General features: G+C 63.1%; 10 protein-coding genes. 7 read left to right on the forward strand and 3 right to left on the reverse strand.

The genetic code is table 11. The annotated features are described in order from the left end of the window. Window positions 1-11: 11 nt before the first annotated feature. On the reverse strand, window positions 12-1304 hold the full coding sequence (locus GOB81_RS03340; protein WP_173568935.1) for an RsmB/NOP family class I SAM-dependent RNA methyltransferase: 1293 nt from the start codon (window positions 1302-1304) through the stop codon (window positions 12-14). A gap of 81 nt (window positions 1305-1385) precedes the next feature. After that, the gene (guaB, locus tag GOB81_RS03345; RefSeq protein ID WP_173568936.1) at window positions 1386-2870 is read right to left on the reverse strand and encodes an IMP dehydrogenase; all 1485 of its coding nucleotides are present in this window, start codon (window positions 2868-2870) and stop codon (window positions 1386-1388) included. Here guaB and GOB81_RS03350 point away from each other — a divergent pair. From GOB81_RS03350 to cysG, 3 genes are all read left to right on the forward strand, one after another. Beyond that, the gene (locus tag GOB81_RS03350) at window positions 2869-3129 is read left to right on the forward strand and encodes a hypothetical protein (RefSeq protein ID WP_173568937.1); all 261 of its coding nucleotides are present in this window, start codon (window positions 2869-2871) and stop codon (window positions 3127-3129) included. The two genes, guaB and GOB81_RS03350, sit on opposite strands and share 2 nt — an antisense overlap. A 171-nt stretch (window positions 3130-3300) precedes the next feature. Continuing rightward, complete coding sequence (locus tag GOB81_RS03355) at window positions 3301-3831, forward strand: UPF0262 family protein (RefSeq protein ID WP_173568938.1); 531 nt, start codon at window positions 3301-3303, stop codon at window positions 3829-3831. A gap of 58 nt (window positions 3832-3889) precedes the next feature. After that, window positions 3890-5281, forward strand: a complete 1392-nt coding sequence (gene cysG, locus GOB81_RS03360; RefSeq protein ID WP_173569001.1) for a siroheme synthase CysG — start codon at window positions 3890-3892, stop codon at window positions 5279-5281. 99 nt (window positions 5282-5380) lie between these two features. Here the strand turns inward: cysG and GOB81_RS03365 are convergent, their stop codons facing one another. Then, entirely contained in the window at window positions 5381-5620 is a 240-nt protein-coding gene (locus GOB81_RS03365) for a hypothetical protein (protein WP_173568939.1), read from the reverse strand. A gap of 58 nt (window positions 5621-5678) precedes the next feature. Here GOB81_RS03365 and GOB81_RS03370 point away from each other — a divergent pair, with 58 nt between their 5' ends. From GOB81_RS03370 to GOB81_RS03385, 4 genes are all read left to right on the forward strand, one after another. After that, window positions 5679-6266, forward strand: coding sequence for a YjbE family putative metal transport protein (locus tag GOB81_RS03370; protein ID WP_173568940.1), 588 nt, complete (start codon window positions 5679-5681; stop codon window positions 6264-6266). Beyond that, a complete protein-coding gene (locus GOB81_RS03375) occupies window positions 6266-8233 on the forward strand; it encodes a lytic transglycosylase domain-containing protein (RefSeq protein ID WP_173568941.1) in 1968 nt (655 codons plus the stop codon). The genes GOB81_RS03370 and GOB81_RS03375 overlap by 1 nt, the downstream gene beginning before the upstream one ends. Before the next feature lie 101 nt (window positions 8234-8334). Further along, window positions 8335-10974, forward strand: coding sequence for a DNA mismatch repair protein MutS (mutS, locus tag GOB81_RS03380; protein WP_173569002.1), 2640 nt, complete (start codon window positions 8335-8337; stop codon window positions 10972-10974). A gap of 36 nt (window positions 10975-11010) precedes the next feature. After that, a complete protein-coding gene (locus GOB81_RS03385; protein ID WP_173568942.1) occupies window positions 11011-13968 on the forward strand; it encodes a [protein-PII] uridylyltransferase in 2958 nt (985 codons plus the stop codon). Window positions 13969-13982 lie beyond the last annotated feature (14 nt).

Here is a 13982-nt window from a genome sequence, read left to right on the forward strand (position 1 = left end):
ACGATGGCGCGTCAGCCCTCCTTGCGTTCCAGCACGGCGGCGAAGAAACCGTCAGTGCCGTTACGCCCCGGCGTCAGGGACAGCATTGGCGAACCTGCCAGCGTCTCCGGCACTTCGGGCGCATCTGGCAGCACGGATGCAAAGTCGGGGTGCCGGTCGAGGAAAGCCGTGATCTGATCCCGATTCTCGGCGTCCAGAATCGAACAGGTCGCATAAACCAGCCGACCACCAGGCCGGACCAGTGCTGCGGCACGCTCCAGAATCTCGGCCTGTTTGACGGTCAGTTCCTGCAGATCGGTTTCTTCCAGCCGCACCCGCGCATCCGGGTTACGCCGCCATGTGCCCGTCCCGGTGCAGGGCGCATCGACCAGCACCCGGTCGAAAGATGCGGCCCGGCGTTTGGCCCATTTGTCGCCCGGCACCAGCAGATGCCGTTCGGCATTGTGGATTCCCGCGCGACGGAGCCGTTTGACCGCTCCCTCAAGGCGCGGAACCGAGACATCGCACGCAACGATATGCCCGCGGTTCTGCATCATCATGGCGATGGCCAGCGTCTTGCCGCCCGCCCCTGCACAGTAATCCAGAATGCGCATTTCGGGACGCGCACCGAGCATGGCCACCACAAGCTGGCTGCCTTCGTCCTGAATTTCGACCAGACCGTCCTTGAATGCCCCGCAGGCCGTCACCGGCTGACGTCCCGGAAGACGCAGCCCCCACGGCGAAAGCGTCGTGAATTCGGCGCGCAGACCGTCGCGGGCAAGAGCATCCCTCGCCTCCTCGCGCGTGCAACGGAGCGTGTTCACCCGCAGGTCAAGCGTCGCCTCGCCACTCATGGCCGCGAGTTCGTTGTCCAGCGTGTCACCGAACGTGGCTTCAAGGTGAGGCAGGAGCCAGTCAGGCACCTCCAGACGCACCGCGCGCGGCATGTCCGTCCCGTCATGTTTGCCGGATGTCAGCGATTCAAGAACATGCCGTTCATCGCGCGTCAGGGCTCCGGGCGCGAACTTTCCTTCCACGAAAGCCTGCGAAACATCGCCAAAGCTCACGCCGGACAGGATCTCTCTCGCCGCGACACGCAGACGCGGCGTCGCGGTGCCGCCCGCCCGCTCGATCAGCCATCCTGAACGCCGCCAGTGACGCATCACATCCCATACGATGGCGGAAATGGCGCGACGGTCACCGCCGCCAATGAAACGCCTGTCGCGGAAAAAACTATTGGCTGTGGCGTCAGCAGGACGACGGGGAGCGGCGTCCATCTCCGCCAGAAGGTCGATCGCGGCCGCAAGCCGGGCAGAGGGCGTCATCGGTGATCCTGCGTCCTGATCCGAAGTCGGGAGTTACTGAAAAATCGGGAGAGACCGAAATCTCTCCCACGAACCATCGTCTCAGTCGCGGCGATAGTTCGGCGCCTCACGCGTGATGGACACGTCATGGACGTGGCTCTCACGCAGACCGGCATTGGTGATACGACGGAAACGGGTCTTTGTCTGGAGGTCACGGATCGTCGCTGACCCGGTGTAACCCATTCCCGCCTTCAGGCCACCCACGAGCTGGTGCACGACAGCCCCCATCGCTCCCTTATAGGGCACGCGACCTTCAATGCCTTCCGGCACCATCTTCTGCGTATCCTTGACTTCCTGCTGGAAGTAACGATCGGCGGACCCCCGCGCCATCGCGCCAAGGCTGCCCATGCCGCGATAGGATTTGTAGGAACGTCCTTCATAGAGGAACACCTCGCCCGGCGCTTCCTCCGCGCCCGCCAGCAGCGAACCGACCATGACCGCGTCGCCACCGGCAGCGATAGCCTTCACCAGATCACCGGAAGTCCGCACACCACCATCAGCGATGGCTGGCACATTGGCTTCATGGCAGGCCGCCGCCGTTTCGAGCACGGCAGAGAACTGAGGCACACCGACACCCGCCACAACCCGCGTGGTGCAGATCGAGCCAGGACCGATGCCGATCTTCACGCCATCCGCACCGACCTCGATGAGCGCCCGCGCCGCTTCCGGCGTGGCGACGTTCCCGGCAATGATCTGCACTTCGCTATTGGTCGTCTTGATACGCTCGACGGCGCGCAGAACGCCGGAGGAATGGCCGTGCGCCGTATCCACGACCAGAACGTCGACCCCTGCCTCGATCAGGAGCTGGGCGCGCCTGAAGCCGTCATCACCCACGCCCGTGGCGGCGGCGCAGCGCAGACGACCCATCCCATCCTTGATCGCCAGCGGATGAGCAACTGCCTTATCCATGTCCTTGACCGTGATGATGCCGATGCAGCGGTTGGCGTCATCGACCACCAGCAATTTCTCTATGCGATGCTTGTGCAGCAACTGGCGGGCTACGTCCGGAGCCGCGCCGTGACGAACGGTCACCAGATTGTCGCGCGTCATGAGTTCGCTGACTTTCTGGTTCGGGTCCGTCGCGAAACGCACGTCGCGATTTGTCAGCACGCCGATGAGCTTCGTCGTCGTCGGCTCGACCACGGGAAGACCGCTGATGCCATGATGCTGCATGATGGCGAGCACCTCGGCCAGCGTCTGGTCGGGGCCGACCGTGACGGGATCGACAACCATGCCGGATTCGAAGCGCTTCACGCGGCGGACCTGTTCGGCCTGCTCTTCCGGCTCAAAATTCTTGTGAATGACGCCAAGCCCGCCGTGCTGCGCCATGGCAATGGCCATCGCGTATTCCGTGACGGTGTCCATCGCCGCCGAGACGAGCGGAATGTTGAGGTCGATGGTCCGTGTCAGGCGCGTGCGGGTATCGGCATGAGCAGGCAGAACATCGGAGGCGCCCGGCACCATCAGCACGTCATCGAAAGCCAGGGCGTCCGTAATGCGATCGTAAAGAGAACCTGAAATAGCCATGACGCGGAGCCCCTCTCGTGTGTTGCGGGCGTCCCGGTTTCATGCTCAGGGCGCGCAGTGCGCACCCGGATTCCTCGACTTTGACCGTGTTTCCCGGCTTGTGTGTCGACTCGACACTGCGGCGTTTGATGCGCCGTCGCCACGGGAAACGGGCCGTCGTGACATTCCGCCTCGGGTTCCCGACCGTTGGCGGCTCCTCATAAGCACTCTGGCGGAAGCTGACAAGCAGAACACGCACTCGATCATCACGAGAGTGTGATTTTTTCAATCGGACAATTCGCAGAATTACACGGGATTTTCCCCTGGGATTTGCAAGATTTGCGAGCATCATCTGTGCCAGAATGACCTGCGTCCTCCCAAGACAGTGTCTGGCACCAGCAAAGAAAAACAAGAAAAAAGCACCGGTCGGGACCGGAGCGGAGATGCATCTGTGAGCAAGCTTTTACACGCCCGAAGCCGACAGGATGAGCCCACTCTTCCGTACGACCGTCCGGATGCCCTGATGGGGGTGGTGCTCGCCACGGCCCTGAATCCAGCGACGGACGCCCATCCCGAGCGCCGCAAGGATCGCGAGCAGGCCATTGTCGATCTCTGCCAGACCGCGCATTTCCGGCCTGAAGGGCTGACCGGACCGTTCATCCTGCATATCTCGGTGCAGGGTCATTCAGGCTTGGTGTTCGACGTGCGCAACGAAGAGGACATGCCTCTGTATGCCCATGTGATCGCCCTTTCGCCTTTCGGCCGTCTGATCAAGGATTACGCCCTGATGATCGACAGCTTCGAGGCCGCCATGGAAGAAGGCAACCGCACGAAGGTACAGGCCATCGACATGGGACGGCGCGCCGTTCATGATGAGGCCGCAGACCTGCTGATCGAACGTCTCAATGGCAAGATCGCCATGGACCGTCCGACCGCCCGGCGACTTTTCACCCTGATGTGCCTTCTGACCCAGCGAGGCTGACCCCACTTCGGACCGGAAACCCATGACCGCGAATACCCCTCCCTCCCCTTTGCAAGAGATGGATTCGCAGGACATCTGGTTTCCTGTCGTTCTGCGTCTTGATGACAGCGCAAGGGTGGTCGTTGTCGGCGGCGGCACCATCGCCACCAACAAGACGGGCCTCCTGCTCGCGACAAAAGCGCAGGTGACTGTCATTTCGCCAGCCCTGTGCCCGGAGTTGCAAAGAGCCCTGATGGGCGGCCGCGTGACCCATATTGCCGCAGTCGCCTCACGTGACATTCTGGCAGCCCATCTACCCGGTTGCCGTCTCGTCTATGCTGCGACGGACGACAGGAACGCCAACCGTCAGGTGGCCGAAATCGCCCGCGAGATGAACATCCCGGTCTGTGCGGTGGACGATCCCGCTCCCTCCTCCTTCATCACGCCCGCCATCGTGCGGCGAGGCCCCGTTATGGTGGCCATTTCCACGTCCGGCGCAGCTCCGGTGCTTGCCCGTCGTATCCGCGAACGCATCGAAACGCTGCTCCCCGCAGGAGTCGGTCGCCTCGCCCGTTTCATGCAGGCCGCCCGCGAAAAGATGGCCCAGCACCACCCCTCACCGGATACGCGCCGCCGCGTATGGGAGAATTTTCTCGATGGCAAAGGGGCCGAGCAGGCTCTTGCCGGTGATGAGATCGCGGCCACCACGACGCTCGAAGGGCTGGCAACTGGCGAGAACGGAAGCGGAGAAGTCTGGCTGGTCGGCGCAGGCCCCGGCGATCCCGATCTCCTGACGCTGAAAGCCCTGCGCCTGATGCAGAACGCGGACAGCGTGCTGTATGACCACCTCCTGCCAGCCGACATTCTCGACCGTGTGCGGCGGGACGCGGAGCGGATTTTCGTCGGCAAGCAGAAGAGTGACCATGCATTGCCGCAACCCGGGATCAACGATGAACTCATCCGCCGGGCGAAAGCGGGCGAACGTGTGCTGCGCCTGAAGGGCGGCGATCCGTTTATCTTTGGCCGTGGCGGTGAAGAGATCGAAGCGTTGATGGAGGCTGGGGTGCCTTTTCGCGTGGTGCCGGGCATTTCCGCCGCGAATGGGTGCGCCGCTTCCGCCGGCATTCCGCTGACACACCGTGACTGCGCCCAGTCCTGCCTGTTCCTCACGGGCCACGCCCGGGCCGACGGTACACTTGATCTGCCCTGGCACACCATCGCGCAGCGCGGCCAGACCGTAGTGATCTATATGGGGCTTGGCGGCATCTCCTGCCTCTGCGAGCGCCTCATCGAGCATGGACTGCCACCGTCATGGCCTGCCGCGCTGATCGAGAAAGGGACGCAGCCTGACCAGCGCGTCATCACGGCCGATCTTGAGTCACTTCCCCGGCTGGCGGTCGAGCAGGGCTTCCGCAGTCCGGCGCTGATTATCGTCGGTGAAGTGGTGCGACACCGCGTCGTCTCGGTGTAGACGCCCATTCCTGAACGCGATTTTGGCAGATGAATCGACTGCGACTCTGATCTGCCTGACAGGCTTCGTTCAGTGAAGCGAGTCTTTCCCGTCTTTGATTCAGGTGCTGAAGACGGGATAGGCCAAGAGGACACTGACGGCTCCGGGCGACTGGCGACATACCTGCTGCGTTCCGTGCCCTGTCACGGCGTCAACAGGGTGGCGTCGCGCTGGTATCGGGGCGATCCTGTCACCCGGACGCCGGGCCATCCGCCCTGTCTTGCGAGCCGTGGGAATGGCCGTTGCCGTCGGAGTGCAGGGCACATGTGTCGGATCGTCGGCAGAGGCACAGGGAATCATCCTTCCCATGCGGTGAGAAGGCTGGTCTGCCTGCTGTTCCTCACGCTATAGCCTCCCCATGTTTTCACTATCCTCCCTCACGGCCCTGCTGCAGGTCGTCCTCATCGACATCACTCTTGCAGGCGACAATGCCATTGTCGTCGGGCTTGCCGTCAGGAAACTGGAGGCAAAGCAGCGGCGAATCGCCGTTCTGATCGGTGTCGCCGCCGCAGCGCTCATCCGGCTGCTGCTGGCCCTCGTGGCCACACAGCTTCTCCACATCATCGGCCTGCGCCTTGCCGGCGGCCTGCTGCTCCTGTGGGTGTGCTGGAAGATGTATCGCGAACTCCGCGCGACGGATCAGCACTCAGGAGACGACACCCCCGCACCGGGAGGGCTGCGTGCCGCCATCATACGGATCATCATCGCCGATCTGTCGATGAGTCTGGACAACGTGCTGGCCGTGGCGGGCGCTGCCGGTGAACATATGGGTGTGCTGGTCAGCGGTCTTGCCATCTCCATTCTGCTCATGGCCTTCGCCGCGACTCTGATTGCCAAATTGCTTGAACGTTTCCGCTGGATCGCCTGGGTTGGCCTGATCGTGGTGTTCGGCGTGGCGATCGAACTGGTGTTCAAGGGCGGCGGCGAGGTGCTCGGGCAGTTCTGATGAGAAAACCGACCTTCTTTCTCCTGATCGGATCGACGGCGTTTCTCTCGGCGTGCTCGGCTTCGCCGGGTGCCCTTTCACAGACGACTGCACCAGCAGCGGCATGGCCGACACCACAACAGGCCGAAAGCACCGGACCCGTCGATGGCGTGGCCGGTCGCCTTACAACATGGCTCCAGTTGGTCGGACCAAACAGTTCCGGTATTCCAGCTCGAACCTACGCGGATTTTCTTGCCACCCGTCCGGTCTGGCCGCACTGGGCCGTCATTCAGGCCCGCTACGAACACGCGCTGACCAGCGAAACAGACAGCAGCGTCGTTGCCGATCTCTGCCGTTCGCAACCTCCGAAATCTGCCCCCGCCCTGAGTCGGTGCGTCACTGTGTCGGGCGATTCATCCACGCTGACGAACGCCGGACGCGCCGCATGGCGAGATGGCAACGATGGCGACCCGGATGCCGCCACGTTGCAGTCCCTCTTCGGGGCTGCCCTGACGCAAAGCGACGACTGGGCGCGTTTCGAGCGGGAAGAACGCAAGGGACGGCTTCCGGCGGCCGCCCGGACGATCACGACGCTTGACGCCGATCATGCGGCCCTTGCCAATGCCCGGATGGCGTTTCGTCGTAATGATGCAAGCGCCGAAGCCGCTCTGGCCTCCGTGCCGCAGTCACTCGCCAGTGATCCGGTTCTCCTTCTCGACCATGCTCACTGGCTGGAAAAAAATACCCGCTTCGATGACGCCCTGAATCTGTGGAAACAGTCTGGCTTCACCATCGAACGTGGTGTTCCGCAGGACATGCGCGGCCGTTTCTGGACCGAACGTGACAGGCTGGCCCGTGATCTGCTCGATCAGGGACGCGCCGCCGATGCGCTGATGATGGCCGATGACCACGGCCAGACCACGGACAGAAACCGTGCGGACGCGACCTTCCTGTCGGGCTGGATCGCTCTTCGGGCGCTGCATGACCCTGCTTCCGCCGAACCGCACTTCCGCGAACTGACTGAGATCCATTCGGTCCTGAACCGCGCCGCCGGGTTCTACTGGCTGGGTCGCGCCCGCGCCGATGCGGGGGATGCAGCGTCCGCATCGGCAAACTGGCAACGCGCCGCCGAGGCTCCCGAAACCTTCTACGGCCAGATGGCGATCGCCAAACTGTCCAATGCGGGAAACACACTCCTCGCGCCTTCGGCGGTGCCTGACGCGCTCGCCACTGCCCTCCGCCAGTGGCGGGTCGCAGGCTCCCGCAACGAGCATGAACCGACCGCCGTCATCACGCGTCTCGACGGCAGTGATCTCGCGCGGGCAGCACAGATTCTCGCGTCGTGGAACGATCCTTCCCATGCACGCGAGTTTCTCACGATGCTGCTCGCGCAGGACAACGTGCCGCAGGACCGGGAAGCGATCGCGGCACTCGCCACCCGTCTCGGACTTGCGGATGTTGGCGTGGCTGCGGCCCGCAAGGCGGCGAAAGACGGCGTGACCATGCCGGATTACGGCTGGCCGGACCCGTTCCAGCCGCCATCGTCCGATCTGCCTTATGGCGTGGTGCAGGCCCTTATGCGGCAGGAAAGCAATTTCAACCCGGATGCCGTCAGCTCCTCGAACGCCATCGGCCTGATGCAGCTTCTTCCAGCTACGGCGCAGGAAACGGCACGGCAGACCGGTGCTGGCTCGGTCACCATCACGGCGCTGCATCAGCCTGAGCTGAACATGCAGCTTGGCACCGCCTATCTGAGCAAGGTTTACAACCGGCTCGGCAATGTCGTGGAATATGCGGCGGCAGGCTACAATGCCGGTCCGCATCGCGTCAGCCAGTGGCTCGAGACACGTGGAGATCCGGCCCGCACCGGAGCCGATCAGGATGCCATGATCGACTGGATCGAGCAGATTCCGCTTGAGGAACCCCGCAGCTACGTCAAGCGCGTGTGGGAAAGCATCGCCGTTTACGCCACGCGACGACAGGGCTGAACACGACCACTCATCAAGAGACTTCGGAGACCGTCTTGGACACGACCGATCAGAAGACCGGCGCACCGTCACGCCCCTCTCCGGAAGGCGCATCGCCCGCCATGGCGCAGTGGTTCGCGCTGAAGGCCGAAAATCCGGACTTCCTGCTCTTCTTCCGGATGGGCGATTTTTACGAGCTGTTCTTTGATGACGCGACGACCGCCGCCGCAGCACTGGACATCGCCCTCACCGCTCGCGGCAATCATGGTGGCGAACCGATTTCCATGTGCGGAGTGCCGGTCGGGGCGGCTCAAGCCTATCTGTCCCGCCTGATCCGACGCGGTTTCCGTGTGGCCGTTGCCGAACAAACCGCCACGCCGCCCTCCAAGATGCCGGGAAAAAAGGCGAAGACCGCGCAGAAAGGGCCACTCCCCCGCGCCGTCGTGCGCCTCATCACGCCCGGCACTCTCACCGAGGATGAACTGCTGGAACCGGGTCGTTCCAACCTGCTGCTGGCGCTGGTGGCGAACCCGAGCCGTCGGAGCGTGACGGAATGGGGGGCTGCGTGGATCGACATCTCCACCGGACAGTTCGAAACGGCGCGATGCACCGAGACGGATCTCGGTCATCTCCTCGCCCGTCTGGACCCGGCGGAAATCCTCGCTCCGCCCGACCGAGATCTCGGTGATTTCGATCTGCGCCGCACGTCTGGCGAACAGCCGCCACCGGCCCATACGGCCCGCGCGCGCCTTGCGGAGTCGTTCGGGGTCGCCAGTCTCGATGCCTTCGGCACGTTCAGCGATGCCGAAGCTGCCGCTGGTCTCATGGCCGTGGATTATATCCGCAAGTCTCAGGCCGGGTCCCTGCCGCGCCTCGCCCACCCGATCCCGCAGGAAGACAGCGCGGCGCTTGGACTGGACCCCGCGACACGCGCCAGTCTTGACCTGCTCCGCGCTCGCGACGGCAGCGACGAGCACACCCTGTTCTCCGCTGTGAACCGGACAGTCACGGCCCCCGGCGCACGGCTTCTCGCGACATGGATCGCTGCACCACTGACCGTCGTGGAGAAAATCTCCTCCCGTCAGGCATGCTGGGACTGGCTGAAAGACGACACACCGCGGGTCAACACACTGCGTCAGATTCTGCGTGGCGCGCCGGATATTGATCGGGCTCTTGGGCGTCTGTCAGTTGGCCGTGGTCAGCCCCGTGATCTTGCCGCCATCCGCGACGGCATCGCCTGCGGCCACCGCGTGGCGGCAGAACTGACGCATATCGCTCCCGACACGCGTCCAGACCTGATTGGCAAGGCACTCGAACAGCTGAATGACTGCGGCCCGTTATGCGAGGAGCTTGATCGTGCTCTCGCCGATGAACTCCCGGCACGCCTTGATGATGGCGGCGTCATCGCAACGGGTTATGACGGTGAACTCGACGCCTACCGCACCCTGCGCGACGATTCCCGCCGTGTCATCGCCACGCTGCAGAACGATTATGCCCAGCGTTTCGGTGTGGCGAGCCTGAAGATACGCCACCATGCCCAACTGGGCTATGTGATCGAGGTTCCCACCGCGGCGGGCACCAAACTGCGGACCCACGAGGACCTCAGTTTCCGTCAGGGCACGACTACGGCGGCGCGTTTTTCCACGGAAGAACTCATTGAACTCGATTCCCGTATTGCCGAGGCCGCCGAACGCGCCAGCGTGCGGGAACGGCAGGTGTTCGGTGTGCTGGTCGCCAGAGCTCTGGATGACGACGCGCTGCCTCCGCTGGCCCGCGCTCTTTCGCTGGTGGATGTCGCCCAGTCCTGCGCTTCTCTCGCAGTCGGGGGAACATGGTGCCGGGCGCAGGTGGATGACAGCGAGTCCTTCAGCCTCGAGGCCTGCCGCCACCCGGTCGTGGAGGCCGCGCTGGGGTCCGGCACGCGCTTCACCGCCAATGGCTGTTCACTGGCTCCCGCTCACAGGGTGATGCTGCTCACCGGCCCCAACATGGCGGGTAAATCGACATTCCTTCGCCAGAACGCACTGGCCGTCATTCTTGCTCAGGCCGGGCTGCCGGTTCCGGCCAAATCCGCTCATATCGGCATCGTGGATCGCCTGTTCTCGCGTGTCGGCGCGGCGGATGATCTGGCGCGGGGTCGGTCCACCTTCATGGTGGAGATGACGGAGACCGCCGCCATTCTCAATCAGGCCGGACCACGCTCCCTCGTGGTGGTCGACGAAATCGGACGAGGCACTTCCACGCTGGATGGCCTTTCCATTGCGTGGGCCGTTCTGGAGGCCATGCATTCGACACTGCGGTGCCGCGCCATTTTCGCAACCCATTTCCATGAACTGGCCGAACTTTCCGAGAGTCTGCCCCGTCTTTCCCCGCATACCATGGCCGTTCGGGACTGGAAGGGGCAGGTCGTCTTCCTGCACGAGGTCATTCCCGGCTCGGCCAAGCGAAGCTGGGGCGTGCATGTGGCGAAGCTGGCGGGAGTGCCCGTGCCAGTTGTCGAGCGCGCTTCACGGCTTCTGAAGGAACTGGAACGGGAACATGCGGTCGCGCCAGCTCCTCTGCCGCTCTTCGAGGACATCGCCCCCGCTCCGCCGGAAGAGGTCGAAACCAACTCCAGTGCTTCCCTTTCCGATTATGAAGAACTGGTGGATGCCATCCTCACGACAGAGCCCGATTCCCTCTCCCCGCGCGATGCGCTCAACGCGCTCTACGATCTCAGAAAATTGGCGCTTGAAGCAAAACGGCTTTCTGTAAGACAATGAGAGCCCTTCAGTTTTGTCCGAGCACCTTCCATCATCATGTCCAGTCTCCACGCCGACGGTACCGCATCTGTTGCTTCTGACATATCAGAGTCCGTTACGGCGGAGCTTTCCCCGGAAGGCATGCTGACCCCAGACAGTCTGGGAGCGTCCCTGAAAGCGGCGCTGGCGAACGCGCCCAGACGCCCGGGCAAGCCGCTGGAGCGCGATGCCGCACTCGCGATCATGCGGCGGCATCTCGGCCGGTATCAGATGGATGTGAAGCGTCGCTTCGAAGCACGGGAACTGCGGGGTGTGCAGGCGGCCAAAGTTCTGGCGATCTTCACCGACGAACTCGTCTGTAATATCGTGATGTTCGCAACCGAAGCGTTGCAATGTGGCGAAGGCGTGCTGGACGAAATGAGCATCGCCGCCACGGGCGGCTATGGCAAACGGCTCCTGGCCCCGTTCAGCGATATCGACCTGCTGTTCCTGACACCCGAAGAGCCCTCGGGGTCGGTCCTCGCGCTCGTGGAATACGTGCTGTATTTCCTGTGGGATCTCGGCCTCAAGGTCGGCCACGCCACCCGGTCTATCAGTGATTGCATCGCGCAGGCCGAAGGTGACACCACGATCCGGACCGCCCTGCTTGACGCTCGCCTCCTCACCGGCAGCTTCAGTCTGTTCGCCATGTTCGAGGCCCGATTCATCGTGGCCTGCGTGGAAGCCGGATCGGCCCGGTTCATCACCGACAAGCGGGCGGAACGGGCAGAGCGGCATCGTCGTTTCGGGGAAAGCCCCTATCTCGTCGAGCCGAACATCAAGGAAGGACGTGGCGGACTGCGTGACATGCAGACGCTCTACTGGATGTGCCGCTATGTCTTCGGTACGCGCCATGTATCGGATCTGATGGCTCCGGAATTTACCCGCCTTGGCTTCATCACGGAGCAGGAAGCTGCCCGTGCCCGCCGGTCATGGGACTTCCTCTGGACTGTCCGCTTCCACCTCCACTATGTCGCCGGTCGCGGGGAGGATCGCTTGACCTTCGACATGCAGCCCGTTCTCGGCGGTCGCATGGGCTACACCCGCCACGGTCGCCAGAATGGCGTCGAGCGATTCATGCGGCATTACTTCCTGACCGTGCGTGAGGTCATGCGCCTCACCCACGTCCTTGAGCCGACCATCATGCGTGTGGCCCTTGGCCCCGCAGCGCATGTCCTGAAGGCAGATGAAGCCATGCGGGAAGCCGGTTTCAACCTGCTTGACGGCCAGATCCTGCCGGATCGGGGAGTCTCCTTCGACGCCGAACCGATCAAGATGTTCGAGTTGCTCGAATGGTCGCGCAACAAACATGTGCCGCTCCATCCTCTCGCACGCCAGCAACTGATCCGCTGGGAGCGCCGCGCCGCTTCGCTTCGCACGTCTCCCCATGCCTCGGAAATATTCCTCCAGCTTCTCTGCGACGACCGCCCCGCTCCGCGCCCGGCCCGTCGTCCCGGACGCGGTGACGCAAAACTGGAAACGATTCCGGTTGATACGGAAAACAGCACGCGTCTCGACTACGTCCACTGGCTCCGCCTCCTCAACGAAACGGGCCTGTGGGGCGCGCTCATTCCCGACTGGTCGCGCATTGTCGGGCAGATGCAGTTCGACACGTACCATATCTTCACGGTCGACGAGCACACCATCGAAGCCCTGCGCATCCTGCGCTGCGTCGAAACCGGCACTATGGCCGACGAAATTCCCGTCGCGTATGAACTGGCGCGTGACATCCAGTCGCGGCGTGCGCTCTACATGGCTGTGATGATGCATGACATCGCCAAGGGACGTGGCGGCGATCACTCGGAACTCGGCTCCGAACTGGCGCTCGAACTCTGTCCCCGCCTCGGGCTTTCCAGCGAGGAAACCGAGACTGTTTCATGGCTCGTCCTGCAACATCTCATCCTCAGCCACACCGCTTTCCAGCGGGATATCGACGACCCGAAGACCATTCTCGATGTCGCCGATGTCGTGCAATCGCCTGAACGGCTGCGCCTCCTGCTCCTGCTGACGATCGTGGATATGCGGGCTGTCAGTCCCCGCGTCTGGAACGCATGGAAAGCCACGCTGCTGCGTGAACTCTACATGCGCGTGGCGGAAGTACTGGAGGGTGGCCTTGCCACACCGGAACGCGACATGCGCGTTGCCCACAGCAAGGCGATCATCGCCGAGACGCTGGCTGAGGAGGATTTCAGCCAGCCTGACATCGACCACTTCCTTGCCCTCGGCTATGCCGGTTACTGGCTGTGCTTCGATCAGGAAACCCTTGTCCGTCACGCCCATCTGATCCGGCAGGCCGAGCAGCGTTCAGCGCCTTTCGTTATTGAAACCCAGCCTCTCCCGACACGTGGCGTCACCGAAGTCACGATCCATACGCAGGATCATCCCGGCCTGTTCGCCCAGATCGCAGGGGCAATGGCATTGGCTGGCGCTTCCATCGTCGATGCCCGTATTCACACGCTCAGCAACGGCATGGCGCTCGACACGCTCTGGATTCAGGATGCAACCGGGGAAGCGTTTGACGAGCCGCACCGCCTGACCAAGCTGTTCGCCATCATTGAAAAGGCGCTGACCGGGCAGATCAACATCGCGAAGGAAATCGCCAGAACGTCGGCCTCGGGGCAGATGCTTTCGCGCACTCGCGCCATTCACGTTCCCCCCCGGGTCGTGGTCGATAACCGCGCTTCCAACTCCCACACCGTGGTGGAAATCAACGGGCGCGACAGACCGGGGCTTCTGCATGACGTCGCGGATGCGCTCAATGAGCTGCGGCTTCAGATCTCGTCCGCACACATCACCACATACGGCGTGCGGGCGGTGGACGTGTTCTACGTCAAGGATCTTTCAGGCATGAAAGTGACGGACGAGCAGCGGCTCGGCAAGATTCGTGATCGCCTGATGTCGGGCCTGAAGCGGGCCGAGGCCACGATTAATTCCGGCTACGACCAGGACGAACTGACCGCCACGCAACCTGAATAAAAGGGGAAGAGAAA

Origin of the sequence: Acetobacter conturbans, from assembly GCF_011516755.1 — a bacterium.
Taxonomy (GTDB): Bacteria; Pseudomonadota; Alphaproteobacteria; order Acetobacterales; family Acetobacteraceae; genus Acetobacter; species Acetobacter conturbans.